Source organism: Neobacillus sp. WH10 (assembly GCF_030123405.1).
Lineage (GTDB): Bacteria > Bacillota > Bacilli > Bacillales > Cytobacillaceae > Neobacillus.
In genome coordinates this window covers 1,594,165-1,614,083 of record NZ_CP126110.1, presented here as the reverse complement: position 1 = coordinate 1,614,083, position 19,919 = coordinate 1,594,165, and the positions used below count along the sequence as shown (strand labels likewise).

General features: G+C 37.8%; 19 protein-coding genes and 1 other annotated feature. Of the genes, 4 read left to right on the top strand and 15 right to left on the bottom strand.

Features of this window, described 5'->3' with window-relative positions; all coding sequences use genetic code 11:
• Window positions 1-44: 44 nt before the first annotated feature.
• Window positions 45-299 (top strand) — a binding site (T-box leader).
• Window positions 300-353: 54 nt separating this feature from the next.
• Window positions 354-1,343: a tryptophan--tRNA ligase gene (gene trpS, locus QNH20_RS07560; RefSeq protein ID WP_283922282.1), complete on the top strand. Its 990-nt coding sequence runs from the start codon at window positions 354-356 to the stop codon at window positions 1,341-1,343.
• Window positions 1,344-1,550: 207 nt separating this feature from the next.
• Here trpS and QNH20_RS07555 read toward each other — a convergent pair whose 3' ends face one another.
• The 9 genes from QNH20_RS07555 to QNH20_RS07515 all read right to left on the bottom strand — a co-directional run bounded on the left by QNH20_RS07555 (window position 1,551) and on the right by QNH20_RS07515 (window position 12,068).
• Complete coding sequence (locus tag QNH20_RS07555; protein ID WP_283922281.1) at window positions 1,551-2,297, bottom strand: YjbA family protein; 747 nt, start codon at window positions 2,295-2,297, stop codon at window positions 1,551-1,553.
• A 200-nt stretch (window positions 2,298-2,497) separates the two neighbouring features.
• The gene (opp4C, locus tag QNH20_RS07550) at window positions 2,498-3,409 is read right to left on the bottom strand and encodes an oligopeptide ABC transporter permease (protein ID WP_283922280.1); all 912 of its coding nucleotides are present in this window, start codon (window positions 3,407-3,409) and stop codon (window positions 2,498-2,500) included.
• Between the two features lie 11 nt (window positions 3,410-3,420).
• Window positions 3,421-4,386 carry an oligopeptide ABC transporter permease gene (gene opp4B, locus QNH20_RS07545; RefSeq protein WP_283922279.1) on the bottom strand — a complete coding sequence of 322 codons (966 nt, stop codon included), beginning with the start codon at window positions 4,384-4,386 and terminating at the stop codon, window positions 3,421-3,423.
• A gap of 179 nt (window positions 4,387-4,565) precedes the next feature.
• Window positions 4,566-6,284 (bottom strand): oligopeptide ABC transporter substrate-binding protein, encoded by a 1,719-nt coding sequence (opp4A, locus tag QNH20_RS07540; RefSeq protein WP_283922278.1) that lies wholly within the window; start codon window positions 6,282-6,284, stop codon window positions 4,566-4,568.
• Window positions 6,285-6,458: 174 nt separating this feature from the next.
• Complete coding sequence (locus QNH20_RS07535; protein WP_283922277.1) at window positions 6,459-7,469, bottom strand: ABC transporter ATP-binding protein; 1,011 nt, start codon at window positions 7,467-7,469, stop codon at window positions 6,459-6,461.
• Window positions 7,469-8,491: an ABC transporter ATP-binding protein gene (locus tag QNH20_RS07530; protein ID WP_283922276.1), complete on the bottom strand. Its 1,023-nt coding sequence runs from the start codon at window positions 8,489-8,491 to the stop codon at window positions 7,469-7,471. Before QNH20_RS07530 ends, QNH20_RS07535 begins: the two co-directional genes overlap by 1 nt.
• A gap of 170 nt (window positions 8,492-8,661) precedes the next feature.
• Window positions 8,662-9,432, bottom strand: coding sequence for a DUF2268 domain-containing putative Zn-dependent protease (locus QNH20_RS07525; protein WP_283922275.1), 771 nt, complete (start codon window positions 9,430-9,432; stop codon window positions 8,662-8,664).
• Window positions 9,433-9,707: 275 nt separating this feature from the next.
• Window positions 9,708-10,946 (bottom strand): beta-ketoacyl-ACP synthase II, encoded by a 1,239-nt coding sequence (fabF, locus tag QNH20_RS07520; RefSeq protein WP_283922274.1) that lies wholly within the window; start codon window positions 10,944-10,946, stop codon window positions 9,708-9,710.
• A 189-nt stretch (window positions 10,947-11,135) separates the two neighbouring features.
• Window positions 11,136-12,068 (bottom strand): beta-ketoacyl-ACP synthase III, encoded by a 933-nt coding sequence (locus QNH20_RS07515; protein WP_283922273.1) that lies wholly within the window; start codon window positions 12,066-12,068, stop codon window positions 11,136-11,138.
• Window positions 12,069-12,274: 206 nt separating this feature from the next.
• On the opposite strand from QNH20_RS07515, the gene QNH20_RS07510 reads away from it, so the two are divergent.
• Complete coding sequence (locus tag QNH20_RS07510) at window positions 12,275-12,571, top strand: hypothetical protein (protein WP_283922272.1); 297 nt, start codon at window positions 12,275-12,277, stop codon at window positions 12,569-12,571.
• Between the two features lie 29 nt (window positions 12,572-12,600).
• Here the strand turns inward: QNH20_RS07510 and QNH20_RS07505 are convergent, their stop codons facing one another.
• The 4 genes from QNH20_RS07505 to QNH20_RS07490 form a co-directional block, all read right to left on the bottom strand.
• Window positions 12,601-12,792, bottom strand: coding sequence for a ComZ family protein (locus QNH20_RS07505; protein WP_481858053.1), 192 nt, complete (start codon window positions 12,790-12,792; stop codon window positions 12,601-12,603).
• A 17-nt stretch (window positions 12,793-12,809) separates the two neighbouring features.
• Complete coding sequence (locus QNH20_RS07500; protein WP_283922271.1) at window positions 12,810-13,757, bottom strand: BMP family ABC transporter substrate-binding protein; 948 nt, start codon at window positions 13,755-13,757, stop codon at window positions 12,810-12,812.
• A gap of 203 nt (window positions 13,758-13,960) precedes the next feature.
• On the bottom strand, window positions 13,961-14,794 hold the full coding sequence (locus tag QNH20_RS07495; RefSeq protein ID WP_283922270.1) for a hypothetical protein: 834 nt from the start codon (window positions 14,792-14,794) through the stop codon (window positions 13,961-13,963).
• Between the two features lie 81 nt (window positions 14,795-14,875).
• On the bottom strand, window positions 14,876-15,598 hold the full coding sequence (locus QNH20_RS07490) for a hydrolase (RefSeq protein WP_283922269.1): 723 nt from the start codon (window positions 15,596-15,598) through the stop codon (window positions 14,876-14,878).
• A 185-nt stretch (window positions 15,599-15,783) separates the two neighbouring features.
• Between QNH20_RS07490 and QNH20_RS07485 the strand changes: the two genes are divergently transcribed.
• Window positions 15,784-15,969: a YjzD family protein gene (locus QNH20_RS07485; RefSeq protein WP_283922268.1), complete on the top strand. Its 186-nt coding sequence runs from the start codon at window positions 15,784-15,786 to the stop codon at window positions 15,967-15,969.
• A gap of 49 nt (window positions 15,970-16,018) precedes the next feature.
• On the opposite strand, the gene clpB is transcribed toward QNH20_RS07485, so the two are convergent.
• Window positions 16,019-18,613: an ATP-dependent chaperone ClpB gene (gene clpB, locus QNH20_RS07480; RefSeq protein ID WP_283922267.1), complete on the bottom strand. Its 2,595-nt coding sequence runs from the start codon at window positions 18,611-18,613 to the stop codon at window positions 16,019-16,021.
• Between the two features lie 132 nt (window positions 18,614-18,745).
• A complete protein-coding gene (locus QNH20_RS07475) occupies window positions 18,746-18,925 on the bottom strand; it encodes a YjzC family protein (protein WP_283922266.1) in 180 nt (59 codons plus the stop codon).
• 274 nt (window positions 18,926-19,199) lie between these two features.
• Between QNH20_RS07475 and QNH20_RS07470 the strand changes: the two genes are divergently transcribed.
• Entirely contained in the window at window positions 19,200-19,892 is a 693-nt protein-coding gene (locus QNH20_RS07470; protein ID WP_481858052.1) for a Crp/Fnr family transcriptional regulator, read from the top strand.
• Window positions 19,893-19,919 lie beyond the last annotated feature (27 nt).

Sequence of the window (19,919 nt, the reverse complement as noted above, 5' to 3'; positions counted from 1 at the left end):
TTAAATATATTAATCCTTTATAATGTGATTAATTAACTATAAGACGCTAAGCAATGATAAAGAGTAGTACGTATTTTCCTTCGATTCAGAGAGTTTGTGGCTGGTGAAAACAAACACGAAACAATACGGAATGGACTTTTGAGCTTCTTTCTGAAACTTATATCCAATAGATATAAATAGTAGGACTAGACGTTTTCCTTACGTTACAAGGACTCTAGATCATGCTAGAAAGATGATCTGGAACTGAGTGACTCTTTTTGAGTAATTTAGGGTGGTACCGCGAACCATTCGTCCCTATAAGTTTTTGGGGATGAATGGTTTTTTTTATCTACATTTTAGGAGGAAATTTACAAATGAAGACAATTTTTTCAGGAATTCAGCCGAGTGGCACAATTACACTTGGGAACTATATTGGGGCGTTATCACAATTCGTGGATCTGCAAAACGAATACAACTGTTTCTTCTGTATAGTTGATCAGCATGCCATCACCGTACCTCAAGATCCGCAAACACTAAGGAAAAATATTCGAAGCTTGGCAGCCTTATATCTTGCTGTAGGAATCGACCCAGAGAAGGCTACCTTATTTATCCAATCCGAAGTTCCGGCTCACGCTCAAGCCGGATGGATGATGCAATGTATTTCCTATATCGGAGAATTGGAAAGAATGACACAGTTCAAAGATAAATCTACCGGAAAAGAAGCAGTCTCAGCAAGTCTTCTAACCTATCCGCCGCTAATGGCAGCTGATATTTTATTGTATAATACAGACCTTGTTCCCGTCGGTGAGGATCAAAAACAGCATATGGAATTAACACGGGATTTAGCTGAGAGATTTAACAAGAAATATAATGACATTCTTACGATTCCAGAAATCAGCTTGCCAAAGGTTGGGGCACGAATTATGTCGCTCCAGGAGCCAACGAAAAAAATGAGTAAATCCGACCCTAACAAAAAGGCCTTTATCACACTATTAGATGAACCGAATCAGATCGTGAAAAAAATTAAAAGTGCAGTGACTGACTCTGATGGAATTGTAAAATTTGATATAGTCAATAAACCTGGGGTTTCTAACTTATTATCCATTTATTCAATCCTTGGCGGAAAATCGATTAGTGAACTTGAAGAAATGTATGCAGGAAAAGGATATGGAGATTTTAAAGGTGATCTTGCCGAAGTGGTTGTGAACTTCTTTAAGCCAATTCAAGAAAAATACTACAATTTGTTGGAATCAAGTGAGCTTGATGACATTCTGGACCGCGGTGCCGAAAAAGCAATCCTAATCGCTAACAAAACACTTAAGAAAATGGAAAATGCAATGGGACTCGGCAGGAAGAAAAGATAGCATGAAAAACAGAAGCGACTAGCGGAGTTGTCTCGCCGCTGGTCGCTCCTTGAAAAAGCTAACGCTTTTCCTTTGTATGAAATATTTCTTCCGAAGCTTATTCCTATGGAGCTGGACAATTTTCAAGCTTGAAATTTATAATTACTTATACAAAACTAAAAGCCTGTCCGCAAAAGGTGTGCAATGCATACCCTTTGGGAGAGGCTTTTAGTTTACTTTTGGGACGTGCTCCATTTCCCAAAGCTTTTCAAAAAATGGTTGCCCTTTAATTATATTTTCACAGAAAGTTTCATGCCGATTCGACCATCCATACTTTGTTTCCTCAAATAACTGTTCCCAAGCATCTTCAAAGTTCAATTCTTGAATTGTTGAATATTGCTCTGGACACCATTCAGTATACCAATACCGCACTTCTGCTTCGTTTTTGGATGAAAATAGTTGATCAAGAGCCATAAATAACAATTGTTTTAGTTGTCTTTCTTTTCTAGTTAAACCTCTCATCAGGTCCGGTTCGGGTGATAAAATATGGAAATCCTTTGTTTTAGGCTGTGCATAAAAATGATATTGTTTTGCATCATGCTGACTAATCATTTCGTACACAAGCTGTTCCTGCCGCGGAATTAATCTGCTTTTTCTAATTGGAATATTATATCCTATAGTATCTATTGCTAATATTCCCACTCCATCTGTGACAACAAAGCAATAGTCAAGCTGAACTCTTTCATGGTTTTTTCTTAAATAGGCTTTCTGATAAATATCGTCTAGAAGCTGCTGAGGTAACTCTGACAGATCATTTTCAATATAATTAAACAAAATCGGATCGACTTTAATAAGCGGTGCCTGATCAAGCAGCTCTACTCCGTCATCCTTACGCCATTCATGAAAGTGACAGACATTATATCCGTTTTCTTCCCCTTCAAACCAATTTACCCAAACATCATGAAGATACAACATTGTACAACCCCTCACTTCAAGAAACTGTTTGTCAATCAGTATGGGCAGAGCGTAGTTAAATTATTCCTTAATATATATTTTGCTCCAATTACTAACTCTCTGTTTATTTACCAATGTGAATATGGGGTTGTATCATTTTTACATCCGAAAGGACTTATATCAAAAGTCAAAAAAAATCTACCATATCAGGATGGTAGATTTTATCTTCTCGATTTAGGATTGAAGGCATCTTTTAAGCCTTCGCCAATAAAGTTAATCGATAAAATTGTGATGGTAATAATTAATGCCGGCGGCACCCATATCCAAAGCTTAAATTGGAGTACATCGGGCTCATTTGCCGAATTCAACATATTACCCCAGCTTGGAATTTCTTGCGGCACACCGAAGCCAAGAAAGCTTAAACCTGTCTCAGCAACTATCATCGTAGCAAATGTAATCGTTGCTTGAACAATAATGGTAGATAAAATATTGGGTAATAGGTGTTTCACAATTATTTTGGCCGGTGAACAACCAATAGAAATGGCAGCCGTAATATATTCATTTTCTTTTTCAGCAAGAATTTTACTTCGGACAATACGGGCGATACCACCCCAGCTTAATATGCTAATGGTTCCAATTAAAACCCATAATCCACTTACCTTCCCAAAAAGAATTGCATTTAGTACAATTACGAATACAAGAAAAGGAAAGTTTAAGATAAAATCTGTAAATCTCATTAATAAGCTATCAACTGCACCACCGAAATAACCTGAAATCGAGCCGATTAAAGTACCAAGAAAAATAACAAATAGTGTACAGCTCATACCAACTAGCAAAGAGATGCGGCCGCCATACAGTAATCTAGTAAATACATCACGTCCAGCTTTATCCGTCCCCAGCCAATGCTTACTGGATGGCTCTAATGACATTTCACCAATATTAATTCTAGTAACATCTGCCGTCGTAATATATGGTGCAAGGAAGGAGATAATCGCAACAAATATTAAAAAGATCAGGCTAATCATAGCCAGTTTATTCTTTAAAAACTTTTTCCGAGCAATTGCCCACGGTGATAAACTTTTTTTTGGGGGTGCAGCGATAATATTAGTATCCTTCTGAGTAATAATTTCCATCTTTTTTCCCCCTAATCTAGCCTAATTCTCGGATCTACAACACCATATAATATATCTGCCACTAGGTTGCCGATAAGTGTTAAGAACGAGAATAACATTGTCAACGTCATTAATACTGGATAATCTCTGGTACCTACTGATTGTAAGAATAGTTGTCCAAGACCTGGATAAGTAAAAATCGATTCCGTGATAATTGCACCGCTAATTATGGCAACTATATCAAATCCTAAAAAGGTAATAAGCGGGATAATCGAGTTCCTTAAAATATGAACATTGTAAATCTTTCTTTCTGGTGTCCCCTTCGCACGTGCAGTGCGGACAAAATCTTTTCGGCTGTTTTCAATAATATCATTGCGCAAGAATTGGGTATAACTTGCAGTACTTAATAATCCAAGTACAACAGCCGGTAGAAATACATGGTGAAGACGGCTTAGCCAATATTCTAATGTACCTTCGGATACTCCAATACCTACAGATCCATTGGATGGAAACCAGTCTAACGTAAATGAGAAGAAGAATATTGCAAATACCCCGGCGATAAAAGATGGAATGGATAAACCCAAATAGTTCAATCCTCCTATTAGGTTATCACCAAGAGTATATGGTTTTCTTCCAGCATATGTTCCCATAAGGAATGCGAGAATATAAGTAATTAATATTGAAGAAAATCCGAGTAATAATGTGTTCGGAATACGTTCTCCAATTACCTCTGCTGCTGGAATTTTAAATCGTGTTGATTTACCAAAATCCCCTTGTACAAAGTTACTAACCCAGCGGGCATACTGCTGTGGTAACGGGTCGTTATAACCATATTTTTCCCGCATTTCAGCAATATATTGCGGATTTGTGTTTGTTGGATCAATTTCACCGCCGAGAGAATCTCCAGGCATTAATTTTGCCAAGGTAAAGACTACTATGGAAATGAGGAATAACATCGGAATCATGCCCAAAATTCTTCGAAATGCATACTTTAGCATGTGCATTCTCCTTGTCTATAACTATGTTAAATTCGACAGGTCTATGTAACTCAATTCGTTAAAAATAGGAGAGACTAGGAGAACAGATTCCCCCTGCCCCTCCAAAAAAAACAAAATTGAGCTTAAACTTTATTAATATAAGCATTTAACATAGTCTATTGCATGTCAGTCTGCTGTATTTATTGCTTAATCCACCATTCATTTGGACGATTCATCCCTGATACGTCAAATTTAGTGCCTTGAACTCGCTTGCTAACTGCCATTGTTTCTTCAATCTCTGCAATTGGTAATCCAGGAAGCTCTTTCATGAAAAGTTTTTGCCACTGTACATAAATATCTTTACGTTTTTTTGCATCAGTGCCGACAACACTCATATCAAGTGCTTGATCCAATAATTTATCGCTCTCTTCACTCACCCAGCGCGGATGATTCCAAAGTGCTTTCGAACTCCAGAGTCCAGTAGGATCTGGATCCGTACCAGTTGACCAGCCAGCAAAGTATACTTCCATAGATTTATCAGCCTTGTCAAGCATGTCATAGTAAAGGTTAAAATCTATCATATTAAGTTTTGTTTTTAAACCAACTGCTTCCCAATATTGAGTCATAGCTTTTGCACGTTGTTCAAATGTTGGGTTTTGTGTTGCATAGTGACTGAAGTTTACAACAAATTCCTTACCATTTGGATCCTCACGGAAGCCATCGCCGTTAACATCTTTATAGCCTGCTTCATCTAACAATGCTTTTGCTTTCTTAGGATCATATTTGAATTGCTCTAGTTCTTTATTATCTGCTGCAATCCAGTGATTTGTTGGAATCGGACGGTTTACTGGTTTACCTACACCAAAGAAGAACGCTTTAACCCATTCTTCACGATTAATAGCATAATACATTGCTTGGCGAAGTTTTAAGTTTTGATATTTTGGATCATTCATGATATTTTTCTCGCCATCATAAGTGCCTAAGCGGAAACCAACATAGTAGTAGCTTAAGCCTGGATATGTTATTACATTTACATTATCAAGTGCCTTTACTTGATCGATAATGCTTGGATGGAAAGAAGTCATATCAAGTGTGCCATTTTTTAATTCCCCAACGGAAAGAGATGGGTCGATAACTTTAACTACAAGCTTTTCAATATGCGGCTTACCACCAAAGTAATCATCAAAGCGTTCCATTTCTACCGATTCACCTGGTACCACTTTTGTAACCTTAAATGGTCCTAAACCTACTGGCTTTGTACGAACTTGTTCAGCAGCCGGCATGTCTTTTACAGCTATACCTTCAAATTCCTTGCGTGACAATGGATATGTCCAAACATTTTCCAAATTGTTTACACGTGCCTTATCAAAAGTAATTTGGATGTGGTAATCATCAATTACTTTAATGCCTGAGATTTTATCCGTCTTTCCATCGTGGAAATCTTGCGCACCTTCAATTGTTTTTACATTTTCAAAGCGAGAATTCTCATAATCTTTGTCAGCAAGCGTGTATAATGCGAATTCCCAGTCTTTCACTGATAACTCTTCGCCATTATGCCATTTAACGCCTTTTTTAATTTCAAAGTCAAATACCTTATTGTCTGCTGTTTTCCATGAGGCAATATGTGGTTGTGCCTTTAAGTTCTCATCAAAATCAATTAAACTTTCATCAAACAAATCGAGCACTTGAGAATCGACAGCATCATCGTAGAAAGCCCAGTTGAATATACCTTTCGGAGATGAATCAAGTGCATACACTAATGTTCCGCCATCCTGCGGCTTTCCTGATGTTTCGCCAGTCTTAGTGCCTTCCTTGTCCTTTTCCTTCGTACCTGCTTTTTCTCCACCGCTGCAGGCCGCCAAAAAAGCTGATAGGACAAGCATTAATGCGGCTAGCATAAGCATACTTCTTTTCTTCATTTGTTTCCCCCCTATAAGATTTGTTAGGTAAAATTTGATTACAGTCTAGCTCCAGCTTGCAGCGCTAGTGTACAGCCCATCTCCTCCATACGAAAAGTCAACATTGAATTGATTTTCTTTTTCACATACAGAGCGTTCCTGTCCATTCGTCGCTAAACGGTCGCTTCCGCTTCTTTAATAAAGGTGGCAAGCTACTCGATGAGAAGGCTTCACCTCCTTTAATATGGGCTTCGTCTTAGAACATTCCTCCATTGCCATTGGACAGCGTGGATGGAATGGGCAGCCTGATGGTGGATTGATTGGACTCGGTACATCTCCTTTTAAAATAATTCTTTCTTTCTTTACCCTTGGATCTGGAGATGGAATCGCCGAAATTAAAGCCTGTGTGTATGGATGGAGAGGTTCTGCGTACAGGAGATCCTTATCTGCAATCTCTACCATGTTTCCTAAGTACATAACACCTATTCTGTCACTCATATGTTTTACCACACTTAAATCATGAGCGATGAATAGGAATGTTAAATCAAATTCTTCTTGTAAATCCTTTAATAGATTTAAAACCTGTGACTGAACGGATACATCAAGTGCTGAGACTGGTTCATCTGCAATAATTAATTTTGGTCTAAGTGCAAGGGAGCGGGCAATTCCGATTCTTTGGCGCTGGCCGCCGGAAAATTCATGGGCATACTTGAAGTAGGCTTCTTGTGGTAAACCTACTTTATTCAATAAATCCATGACTTCCTGTTTCAATTCAGCTTTACTCTTCTTTGAAAAGTTATAAATAGGTTCTGCAATGATATCACCTACCATTTGCATCGGGTTCAAAGAAGCATACGGATCTTGAAACACCATTTGCATATCTTTGCGAATCTCTCGAAGTGATTTTCCGGAAATTCTAGTAATATCTTTACCATCAAAAAGAATACTACCTTCTGTTGGTTTTAATAGTCGTAATATAGTCCGGCCAGCAGTAGATTTCCCACAGCCAGATTCTCCTACTAGTCCTAGTGTTTCCCCTCTCTTAATCTCAAAAGAAATATTATCAACCGCTTTTACATTACCTACGGTGCGTTTAAAAAATCCGCCTTTAACAGGATAATAGGTTTTCAGATTCTGAATCTCTAAAAGGTTTTCAGATTGTGAGGAGGTTTTTTCTTTGTTCTTATGTACGGAAACTGTGCTCATTACCTCACCCCTTCTCTTGGTTTACTTGTTTCAAAGAGTAAACAGGCAACCTCATGGCCTTGTTCAACATCTTCGAGAACAGGGGTAACTGTAAAGCACTCAGGCATTGCTTTTGGACACCGGTTTGCAAAACGGCAGCCAACTTTTGGCATATTTGTTAATGATGGGACAATACCTTGTATTGAGCTTAAACGTTCTTCCGTTTCTTCCATCTTAGGAATTGCACCCAATAATAATGTTGTATATGGATGTTTAGGATCATGAAACAAAGTATCAACATCTGTTCTTTCAACAATCTTCCCCGCATACATAACGATGACTTCATCACACATTTCCGCTACTACTCCTAAATCATGTGTTATTAGGATAACGGACATATCGTTTATCTCTTGTATCTCTTTTAAAAGCTCCAAAATTTGTGCCTGTACAGTTACATCTAGAGCTGTTGTTGGCTCGTCTGCGATTAATAATTTAGGCTGGCAGGCAATGGCGATTGCAATCATTACCCTTTGTCTCATACCGCCTGATAATTGATGTGGGTATTCATCAACAATTTTTTCGGGGCGGGAAATTCCAACACTCTTTAATAGGGCGATCGCTTTCTGTCGAGCTTCTTGTTTCGAAATTTTTAAATGGTTAAAAAGAACCTCTTGCAACTGATATCCAATTGTAAATACTGGATTCAGAGAGGTCATTGGCTCTTGGAAGATCATTGAAACGTCCTTACCACGGATTTTATTGATTTGGGATTCAGTCATACTCGTAAGATTAATTCCATCAAAAATTATTTCGCCTGATTTGACTTTTCCAATTCCTTTTGGAAGCAGCTGCATAATCGACAGACTCATAACAGATTTACCGCAGCCTGATTCTCCAACAACTCCGACAATTTGCCGCGGTTTTACCTGAAACGAAACATTATCTACAGCATTGTAATCAGTTCCATCAATATCAAAGGCTGTCTCCAAATTTTTCACTTCGAGCAGCGGTATCTCTTTGAGACGTGACTTTTTAGTGCTCATAGTCCACCTTCTTACTTTTTTGAATTATTCTGTTAATTTGTTATATTTTAATAGAATTTTATTACAGAATTATTACAATTGCAAGAGTTTTTTACAAAATTGGTAATTTTCATAAATATAAAAATAAAAAAAGCCTTGTATAATAGGCTTTTCTTGGTAAATTTATTTTTCTATTCTACATATTTAGCGGCAGGGATGGTAAAAGATAGTTTTGTAGAATAATTATGTTTTTCATAAAATTTTCCAATAATATTATATCCTGCTGCATAGCCGAGTAATTTTGGAACTCTTCCGCCTCCATATAAAAGTTCATCGTGTCCTCGTTCATTCTTTTTCTTGTGCAATTGATTTTTTAAATAACGATCCCAAAAATTTGTTAGTTCCTTTTCTGTATACATATGACACCACGTAGCTAAATATTCCCGTCCACAATTTTTTAATACAGCATATTCTGCCAGTCCCTCGATGATGATAGAGTCTAGCAAGGTGTAATCCTCCATTTTTTTACCTAACATTCGTAATCGGCAGACATGGTGGTATTCATGAACCAGAAGTGCTTCGATTTCTTTTGGATCATCATAATATGAAATAAAAAGAAACATTTTATCAGGGAATGAGACCCCAGCTTTACTCTTTTCCTGTCTACTAAAAAAAAAGCCAGATTGAGCTAACGGAAAGAGAAAGATAGGTACATCCGGTCCATCCCAATTACTTTTATATTTAGAAAAAAGCTTTTCTACTTTATCCCATGCTTTTTGATCCAACATCATTTTTAGATTGTTTCTTGAGGATCTTGAAGGTCGATACATCCCAAATTTCATTAGTTGATTGTAAATTTCATGTGCGGTTTGCCCCTTAAAATAAGGTTGGAGCTTTTCACATATTTTAGCTGGGCGATCAAACTCCTCTTGTAACCATTGATCTGTTCGAATGATTCCCATTTACTTCACCCCATTTAACTCAAGTTCTCCCTCTGGACATTTTATGATTTTTTTTAGAAGAAGTTCTTTGAATCATTGGGTTTCTTCCGTTTAAGTAAAGAAGCCTCACCTATTGGCGAACCTCTATGGGCGGTTCATGAGGCGTAATTCATCGAAAAGCAAAGGTTTTCAACTGCGAGCTTTCCTTAGTGCACTTTTGATTCATAATAAAGTTATACTTTCCTATTGGCCAAAAAAAACGGCCAGACATTTATGCCTGGCCATTTTTCTTATTTCTATTCGTATTTTTTGAATACAATAGTAGCATTATGACCGCCGAAGCCGAGCGAGTTGCTCATGGCTGCCTTGATTTCTTTAGAACGTGCTGTTTTCACCACATAGTCCAAATCACATTCTGGATCAGGTGTTTCATAATTAATAGTCGGTGGCAGCATACTGTCTCTAATGGCAAGCACGGTAAAAATAGCTTCGACACCGCCAGCTGCCCCTAGAAGATGACCGGTCATTGATTTCGTTGAACTCATAGCAAGCTTATAAGCATGCTCACCAAATACTTCTTTAACAGCGAGTGTTTCAAACTTATCGTTATATTCGGTACTGGTTCCGTGGGCATTCACATAATCAATTTCTTCCGGCTTTAATCCAGCATCGTTAATAGCCATTTTCATTGCCCGGGCACCGCCTTCACCGCCAGGCGCAGGTGCTGTGATATGATAGGCATCACCAGTTGCCCCGTAGCCAACGATTTCTGCATATATTTTCGCCCCACGTGCCAATGCATGCTCCAATTCTTCCAATATTACGATTCCTGCTCCTTCACCAATAACAAAGCCATCACGGTTTTTATCAAAAGGTCTACTTGCTGTCTGCGGATCAGGATTTGTAGACAGAGCAGTATTAGCACAGAAGCCGGCAACAGACATTTTCGTAATCGGTGCTTCAGCACCGCCGGTTACCATAACATCGGCATCGCCGCGCTGAATCACTTTAAAGGCATCGCCAATGGAATTCGTTCCGGTTGCACATGCAGTTACGGTACAGGAATTAAATCCTCTAGCGCCAAGTGTGATAGAAACTTGGCCCGTTGCCATATCCGGGATTAACATCGGTACAAAGAATGGACTAACACGCTTATAGCCTCTTTTTTGGAATATCTCAAATTGCTGTTCAAATGTTTCCATACCTCCAATGCCAGATCCAATCCATACCCCTACACGATGGGAATTATCTTCGTTAATCGTTAGATTGGCATCTCTAACAGCCATTAATGCACTAGCTACTGCAAATTGCGTAAAACGATCCATTTTTCGGGCATCTTTTTTTTCGATAAAAACTTCTGGATTAAAGTCTTTTACTTCTGCAGCTACTTTTGCTGGATACTCATCTGCATTCACTCGTGTCATAGGTCCAATGCCCGATTTTCCTTCTAATATCCCTTTCCAAGTAGTATCTGCATCGTTTCCTAGCGGGGTTACCGCTCCAATGCCTGTTACTACAACCCTACGCTTTTCCATTTCTACATCTCCTTTTATACATTAACTTTCCTATATTTATCTAAAATCAAAATGCTTCGAAAACTGCCTTGCTTCAAAAAGCTTTTGCTTTCAGTACCATGAAGGGAGACTAATCTTTGTCTGTACTTTGCTTGTCAGTCGATAATTCTCCCTATATCGCCCCTATTCAATGCGCATCCGCTTTCTATTTTATTTCCCCCAGCGAATGGCAATCGCGCCCCACGTTAAACCGCCGCCGAAGCCCACCATCACGATCAAGTCATCATCTTTAATTTTTCCTGCTTCTAATTCTTCCACAATAGAAATCGGTATCGATGCTGATGAAGTATTACCATACTTTTTAACTGTTTTGGACATTTTTTCATCAGGAAGCTCTAATCTTTGTCTAGACGCTTCCATAATACGGATATTGGCTTGATGTGGAATGAGAAAATCAACATCCTCTTTCGTTAAACCTGCCTTCTCCAGAACATGTACACAGCTCTCGCCCATTTGACGTACAGCAAACTTGAAAACCTCTCGTCCATTCATAATGATATATTCGTCCTGGTAAAGGTGTTTCGCACCTGTGCCGTCTGCACCTAGTTCAAAAGAAAGAATGCCGCGGTTTTCTGAAACTGGGCCAATGATTGCTGCCCCAGCACCGTCCCCAAATAATACAGCGGTATTACGATCATTCCAATCTGTAATTTTTGAAAGCTTTTCAACCCCTACTACAAGCACGTATTTATAGACTTCAGACTCAATAAACTGTTTTGCTGTGACTATTCCATACATAAAGCCAGCACATGCTGCACTAATATCCATTGCAGCTGCTTTTTTTGCTCCTAATCTTTCTTGAATCCCACAGGCAACGGATGGAAACGGCGAATCTGGTGTAACCGTCGCAACCAAAATTAAATCAATCTCATCAGCAGTAATTCCTGCATCTTGAATTGCTTTTTGAGCAGCGGCAAATGCCATATCTGATGAATCAACATCGTCAGCAGCGATTCTCCGTTCTTCGATTCCTGTTCTGGTACGAATCCATTCATCAGAGGTATCCATTATTTTTTCTAAATCATGATTGGTGACAATTTTTTCCGGTAAATACCTGCCAATACCGACAATACCAGCTCTCACAAATTCCATCTCCTTTTTATTGTCATACTTCCTTCTAATATCCTTAGGATTAATATCAATTATTATGACTTGGTACTAATTTTATCAAATAAAACCTGTTTAAGGCAACTGTTTCTTCTTATTTATACTCCGCTAATGTACTCTCCTTTTATTCGTTAAGTCATATTCTAATTCAAGAAGCATTTACAGAAAGGAGGCAGCTAGGAATGGAAAATCAGGAGCAGGTGGAGCAAGATTGGAAAGACAAAGAAGACTTAGAAGAGCCAGAAGAATCCCAAGAGCATTTTGAGCAAGATCGGTTCACTAGATTCATGTTTGGTCCAAGAAGGGAAGCACACCAACACCAGCCTCATCATCGCCAAGAACCTACTCATAACCAACCCTCCATCGATTATGGGGAACTAATGATGAATATCGATACCTTAATGGAATCTGTACGGGGATTAAAGCCCTTGTTTCAAAAGGCTTATCCAATTATTGAACAATTTTGGAAAAAGAAATAAGCTGCTATAACGGGCAGCTTATTTTTAGATTACTTTTCACTAAAGGCATCTTCCCTGCCAAGTTCATAGGCTTCTTGCATCACTTTTGTAAACAAATTCATAAATGGCTGAATTAACTCCATCGATAATTCTACGCCTGCTTGATCTAATTGCTCTTTTGCTTCTGGTAAGTATTTCATCGCAATCTGCATAAATTGTAAGGTCTTATCTTGATTAATCATATGTACTCCTTAAAATTTTATTTAGGCAGTTTTCCTGTTTCCTTATATTGCTCAATATGCTTATTCATTTTTCTAATAAAATCTTTAGATACTAATGGACTATATTTTCCAAGGGAAATAACATCGTCTTGAAAATCAAAAGAAAGGTTACCTGATTTTAGCTTTCCATCGTTGTATTGTTCTGCTACCTTTTCATATAAGGTGTCAACCTGTTGAATTGTGCTAGTTAATACAGTTGACTCACCTAAGTCAGACTGGTCAGAGACATAGCCGATTACATAGGAACCTTGTCCCTTTACCTGCTCAATAACGGGAACATTAAAACCATCCCCAGCTGGATAAACCACATCAACCCCGTTTTCCAACATTTGATTGGCTAATTGAACGGCCTTTTTTTCGTCATCCCAATTTCCGACATATTCTATACTTACATGAGTATGTTTATTTTCAGTCATTGCACCTTGGTAAAAGCCTTCAATTTCCGGCTGCCATTCATATGCAGCTAAAACACCTACTTTATTAGTTTTAGACATATGGGCAGCAACCATTCCACCAAAAAAACCCATGGCGTGTGATTTAAAGTTAAGGCTGGTTGTGTTGGAATTTTTTGCATCACCGTTAAAACTGACAAAATGCATCTGAGGATAGTCTTTTGAAATATTGTTAAAGTATTCTGCATACTCCGAACCATGGCCAAAAATTAGATTGACCCCTTTTTGCTCAAACTCCGCCACTGCCCGTTCTACAACAGCTTGTGAAATCATTCCTTCTTTATAAAATACATCCACATTAAATTTGGATTGTATTTTTAGCATTCCCTTATAGCCTTTTGTTCCCCATACTTGGTCATTAACTGTTTCGGGAACTAACAAGCCAACCTTTTGTAATTTGCCTGTCGGCTTTGTTCCCCCGCAAGCCCCAAGTAAAAGAAGACATAAAAGAATGATTCCGAAACGGTTTAACATTCTACGCAACTCCTTTGTACGGCAGCCACTTTCATCACATGTATCGTCCTATCACTTTAATTATATATATTGAAAATTGAACTAAAACAAAGAAAACGCCGATTGTCCTTTTATTCTAACCTTTGAACAATTAAATGAAAAGACAAATTTCCTCCATTTCCACTTTTCACCAAATCGATTCACCTTTTTTGTTATTTCGCTTACTATCCATTTGGATACAAACGCTGTACATGTTCCATTTGTATTGAGATGGAATCCGCAATCGGTGTTATTTTCTTCACAGAAACTATGTCAATTTGATCGCCAATCTGCAATGATTCATTACGGTTGACAAATGGGATTTTCTCATCTATTTGAAGATAGGCGGCGCACTCAGCCCAATAATTCTTCTTACCGCTTTCTAGGATGAACCCCCCAGGGTTATCGGTTTCTATTGTTTTAATAATAGTTTCTATAGCGTCATCAACATATAGGACATCACCTGTCCATTCTCTCTCGTCTTTTAAGATTTCTGACTTTTGAAATGCAGCAAGAATCGCTTGATGAAATAAAAAGGTTGGTGGCTGCCAGGGACCATAGATGGCAGGTAAATAAAACATTTGAGTGTTCTTCCCACATCCCTTTGCCCGCTCTAATAAAGCGCCGATCGCCTTATCTTGTTCAGCACTAAGCATTTGAATTGGAAGAATGAATGCTACATTCGTATTGTTTTTACTCTCTTTGATAAATTGAATAATGGCTCTTGTAATTTTTTCTTTTTGTAAAATGGTTTCTATATTTAGCATATATAAATCGTAAATTGATAATATTAAAGTTGTTTGTGCACTTTCTTCTTCTCTTCTGTTTTCCCACTCAGATAAAGATCGTTCACTAAAATTAGCATTCCTTCCCACCTCAAGTCGTTTTTCCTCGAGAAATGGACTTTTATCTGATTCACCAAATTGAACACCTATTACCTCTACGCCTCTATTCAGCAAGGCTTTACACGCATGAAAACTAATAAAATTGTATATTCCAAAAATAATGGCCTTGTCCATTAATATTTCCTCCCCAATCTAGCCTTTTTGAATCCTATGCAATTCGATTAGGAAATATTTCTTTTTGGGGAGGAATCCTGTTTACAGTACTGTTTCATTACTGCTCAAAAACTTGATGAATATTTTTCCGAGCAGTGGTTTTTTTTCCGGAAGAATAAAGGTAGGATTGATTTCAGGAGACTTGATGATTTTTTGATATAATTTTGATTGCGTATATGATTTTCCGCCAGTAAGGACATGAATAATCTTTACTGGACAGTCAAACTCCATATTAACGAAATCTTCCATGCTAAAAATAATACTTTCAATCCGTTTCTGATCCATGTTATGTGCTGCTGTTAATTCCCTCATTAATTTTTTATAAAAAAATTTGTGTTCCTTTTCCTGTTCAAGATGGTGTTTTAGAGAAAGGATCGGGTTGAGCAGGATTACCGACCTGATACACCCCTTCATTTTCTCTATTAATCTGACTGCGACCAGTGCCCCCATCCCTTCAGCCAATATATGAATTTGATGATTAAGGATTTCGTTGCGAATTACATGCTGATATAACTTTTGAGCAAGCTCAATAGCGTTTTCGCTCCCCCAGTTTCGCCCATAAAGATTTGAGGAAAAAATGGTGTACCCTGCTTTTTTTAGGTCGTTAATTATGGCCAGCTTTCCTTCATTTTGTGTCCAAAAACATTTACTTTCGTCCACAAAATGCCTTTCATCTCCGATGATTAAGATCCCAAATCCTGTAGGCTTTTCGGGGTAATGAATGACATTCCATTGGGTATCCATCTGAAAATTGCGATTTTCCATCGATAAATCTCCTTTTACATATTTCCTCAACATATTGTATGTCATTTCACAAAAGATGAAAGGGAGTTTGCCCATTTGTTTAATTTAACTTGAAAAGTAAAATTAGACATTGAAATTATCTATATTTTTTTAAAATCGTATGATACTATTAAAATTGATGTAAAATAAGTAAGAGGTGAAAATTAGTGCGATACTTTTGGACTTTTTTCTGGTCATTTCTTTTAGTGCAAATGCTTACATATGTTGTTAGTTCCATGACTCCAGGTGCAAAATTTGAATTTATCCCTGGTGCTATTGTTTCTGTTGGGGTAACCATATTAATTTTTATTGCTTCTGCTATCATTCCAAATGAGCCCGTTGAACAACACTAAGAATACGAAAAAAGGTCTTCCAATTTCTATGGATGACCTTTTTTTCTGTTTATTGAACTTTTAATGTCACTTCCCCATCTTCTTTCATGATTTCAACTGTTGACTGTTCATGTATCCTGCCAGCTATTATTTCACGTGCGAGCTTTGTTTCGATATTTCTTTGTAAATACCGTTTAAGTGGTCTTGCTCCATAGATTGGGTCAAATCCATTTATTGCAATAAATTCTTTTGCATCCTCACTAATCAAAATATTAATTTGCTGTTGTTTTAACCTGGTTTGTAGTTCCTTCATCATTTTGACAACAATATTTTTTATTTCTCCTAATGATAACGGCTTAAATAGAATGGTCTCATCTATGCGATTTAAAAATTCCGGACGAAAATGGGCTCTTAAATGACTCATTACTTTTTCTCTTGTCCCATCTGAAATTTCAATTTCATTTTCACTTCGTTCAAGTAAGAAGTGTGAGCCGATATTGGAGGTCATAATAATAACTGTGTTTTTAAAATCTACTACCCGGCCTTGTGAATCGGTGATTCGTCCATCATCAAGTGCTTGTAAAAGAATATTAAACACCTCTGGATGAGCCTTTTCGATTTCATCCATTAAAATAACTGAATATGGTCTTCTTCTAACAGCTTCCGTTAGCTGCCCGCCTTCTTCATAACCGACATAACCTGGAGGTGCACCTATTAAACGAGAAACCGCGTGCTTTTCCATATATTCCGACATATCTATACGAATAATGTGTTCTTCACTGTCAAATAACGACTCCGCCAATGCCTTTGCAAGCTCTGTCTTTCCTACACCTGTAGGCCCTAAAAATAAAAATGAACCAATTGGACGGTTTGGGTCTTTTATTCCGGCACGCGCCCGAAGGACAGCATCAGCCACTAGTTTAACGGCTTCATTTTGCCCAATCACTCTTTCATGCAAAATGGATTCTAATTTCAATAGCTTTTCTCTTTCACCCTCAACAAGTTTGGAGAGAGGGATTCCTGTCCATCTCGAGACGATATTCGAAATTTCTTCCCCTGTCACTTCTTCCCGAAGCAATCGTTCATCCTTTGCCGCTCCATCCTCTAATTCTTTCAGTTCTTTTTCTGCCAACGGAATTTGCCCATGACGAAGTTCAGCAGCCCGGTTTAAATCATATTTATCTTCTGCCTGTTGAAGCTCTCGACGAAGTTTTTCAAGCTGCTCCCTTTTCTCCTGGACTTTCTGGATGTTTTGTTTCTCTTGTAGCCATTTTGCTTTCATGGCATTCGCCTGTTCTTTTAAATCGGCAAGTTCCTTTAATAGTGCTTCAAGTCTTAATTTGCTCCCTTCATCACTCTCTTTTCGCAATGCTGCCTCTTCAATTTCTAGCTGCATAACCTTGCGGGTCACTTCATCAAGTTCAGTTGGCATGGAATCAATTTCAGTGCGAATCAATGCACATGCTTCATCGACTAGGTCAATCGCTTTATCTGGTAGAAATCGGTCAGTAATATAGCGGTCTGATAAAGTGGCTGCTGCCACAAGTGCATGATCATGAATTTTTACACCATGGTGCACTTCAAACCGTTCCTTTAAGCCTCTTAATATTGAAATGGTATCTTCTACATTTGGTTCTTGGACAAGCACCTGTTGAAATCTGCGTTCAAGAGCAGGATCTTTTTCAATATATTTCCTGTGTTCATCAAGTGTGGTTGCTCCAATACAGTGAAGTTCCCCGCGTGCAAGCATCGGCTTTAACATATTACCGGCATCCATCGCACCTTCGGATTTTCCTGCACCAACAATTGTATGGATTTCATCAATGAACAGCAAAATTTGCCCTTCGCTTTTTTTAATTTCGTTTAAAACTGCCTTCAGCCGCTCTTCAAATTCACCTCTAAATTTTGCTCCGGCGATTAAAGCACTCATATCAAGTGAAAAAATCGTTTTATCCTTTAAGCCTTCTGGAACGTCGTTTCTAACAATTCTTTGTGCAAGTCCTTCAACAATCGCTGTTTTCCCAACACCTGGTTCACCAATTAATACTGGATTGTTCTTAGTCTTTCTCGATAAAATCCGAATCACATTACGAATTTCTGTGTCCCTGCCGATGACCGGATCCATTTTACCTGATTTCACTTCGTCAACAAGGTCTCTTCCATACTTTTTAAGAGCATCATATCCTGCTTCGGGATTTTGTGATGTCACTCTTTGGTTCCCCCTTATTACTTTTATTGCTTTTAAAATAGTTTCTGGTGTTTTTCCATAAGCTTGGATTATTTTTTTTATTTCTGAATTATTAGCATAGGTTGCAGCTAATAGAAAATGCTCAACTGAAATATACTCATCGGCAAATTGAGAAGCAAACTCCTCTGCACTTACCAGTATTTTTTGCAGCTTTGCCGTAATATAAAGTTTCCCCTGTTCAACCCCGCTTCCAGTAACTTGAGGTTTTTTAGCCAAGGATTCCATAAGGCTTTTCTTTACTTCCCCAGACGGCAAACCTGCTTTCTCTAAAATAGAAGCAATGAGACTGTCCTCTTGATCCATAAGCGATAAAAATAAATGAGGTTCATCAATTTCTTGATGATTTTCTTTCACCGCTAAGGCCTGTGCATCCATGATCCCTTTTTGTAAACGCTCAGTCATTCGGCTTAAGTCCACTTTACTCACTCCTCATTTGACCATTTTTGACCTATATATTTTTATTATAAAACAAACTATAAATAGAAGTAAAATTTTGAACAGGGAAAAAGCCACCCATGAAGGATGACTTTCTAAAAAAAGCAAATAATGTTAAGGTTTGCGTTGATATGTCCAAACGCGGTTATGATTTGACGTCTCGGGAAATGGGTCCCCTGCTTTAAGCTTAATTTTTTTAGGATTCAGCACATTATCTCCGGTTTCACCAATTTCTATATACACACCATTATTCGGAGCCTTTTTACCTGATTTAAATTGATGATTTTGTCCCACATCTTTCCCTCCTTATCATCTATATCTTTATTATTGCCATTTTGAGTTTGTCCATTATTGGAATTTCTTTCAAATCCCATCACATATCGACATTATTTCCTAAGAAATATGTCACGAATGATTCATTTTTTGACGATTGTATGAACTTATTCCACATTTATTGCTAAATATTCTTCGTTAACAATATAATAATAGTAGTAATATCCTGCAATTCCAATCTTAACTGGCATTTATTTCTCAAAATTCATTTGTACCTTTAAAGGTGGTTATTTGTATGCAGTCAGTTAAAGAAATGCCCGTAACATTGTCCCATCTCTTTGATTCGGTTCATCATATTAAGAAGATTGAAAAAGGGACTTTTCTTTTTCAAGAAGGATCGTGCGCCGATGAATTGTATATCGTGCAAAGCGGTATTCTTCAAATTAGTAAAATTATTCCTGATGGCAGAGAACTCACACTAAGAATGTGCTCAAAAGGAGACTTTGTTGGTGAATTAAATTTATTCTCCCCTTCTTCTAAATATTTATTAAGTGCTCGTGTCGTTGAGAGTGGTGAAGTCGCCGTTATCATGAAGGATGTGTTAGAGGAAAAACTTTCGCAAAATCTCTCACTTTCCTTTGAATTCATAAAATGGATGAGTCTGCAATACCGGAAAACACAAACCAAGTTTCGTGATTTGGTCCTTCACGGAAAAAAAGGTGCATTGTATTCAACCTTAATTAGAATAAGTAACAGTTATGGGATTAAAACGAATAAAGGAATCATGATTGAATTACCTTTAACAAATCAAGAGTTGGCAAATTTCTGCGGAACCTCACGTGAAGTCGTTAATCGACTACTTAGCGATTTAAGAAAAGCTGGGATAATTTCAGTCGATAAAGGGTCAATTACTATCCATAACTTAGATTATTTAAAACGTGAAATCGATTGTGAGGATTGCCCAATTGAAATTTGTAAAGTTGATTAGTATGATCTTAATACGGAAAAAATCGGT

Bases quoted from the DNA above. Each gene is read 5' to 3' on its own strand.
- trpS (WP_283922282.1), top strand. From the start codon at position 354: ATGAAGACAATTTTTTCAGGAATTCAGCCGAGTGGCACAATTACACTT.
- QNH20_RS07555 (WP_283922281.1), bottom strand. From the start codon at position 2,297: ATGTTGTATCTTCATGATGTTTGGGTAAATTGGTTTGAAGGGGAAGAA.
- opp4C (WP_283922280.1), bottom strand. From the start codon at position 3,409: ATGGAAATTATTACTCAGAAGGATACTAATATTATCGCTGCACCCCCA.
- opp4B (WP_283922279.1), bottom strand. From the start codon at position 4,386: ATGCTAAAGTATGCATTTCGAAGAATTTTGGGCATGATTCCGATGTTA.
- opp4A (WP_283922278.1), bottom strand. From the start codon at position 6,284: ATGAAGAAAAGAAGTATGCTTATGCTAGCCGCATTAATGCTTGTCCTA.
- QNH20_RS07535 (WP_283922277.1), bottom strand. From the start codon at position 7,469: ATGAGCACAGTTTCCGTACATAAGAACAAAGAAAAAACCTCCTCACAA.
- QNH20_RS07530 (WP_283922276.1), bottom strand. From the start codon at position 8,491: ATGAGCACTAAAAAGTCACGTCTCAAAGAGATACCGCTGCTCGAAGTG.
- QNH20_RS07525 (WP_283922275.1), bottom strand. From the start codon at position 9,432: ATGGGAATCATTCGAACAGATCAATGGTTACAAGAGGAGTTTGATCGC.
- fabF (WP_283922274.1), bottom strand. From the start codon at position 10,946: ATGGAAAAGCGTAGGGTTGTAGTAACAGGCATTGGAGCGGTAACCCCG.
- QNH20_RS07510 (WP_283922272.1), top strand. From the start codon at position 12,275: ATGGAAAATCAGGAGCAGGTGGAGCAAGATTGGAAAGACAAAGAAGAC.
- QNH20_RS07505 (WP_481858053.1), bottom strand. From the start codon at position 12,792: ATGATTAATCAAGATAAGACCTTACAATTTATGCAGATTGCGATGAAA.
- QNH20_RS07500 (WP_283922271.1), bottom strand. From the start codon at position 13,757: ATGTTAAACCGTTTCGGAATCATTCTTTTATGTCTTCTTTTACTTGGG.
- QNH20_RS07495 (WP_283922270.1), bottom strand. From the start codon at position 14,794: ATGGACAAGGCCATTATTTTTGGAATATACAATTTTATTAGTTTTCAT.
- QNH20_RS07490 (WP_283922269.1), bottom strand. From the start codon at position 15,598: ATGGAAAATCGCAATTTTCAGATGGATACCCAATGGAATGTCATTCAT.
- QNH20_RS07470 (WP_481858052.1), top strand. From the start codon at position 19,200: ATGCAGTCAGTTAAAGAAATGCCCGTAACATTGTCCCATCTCTTTGAT.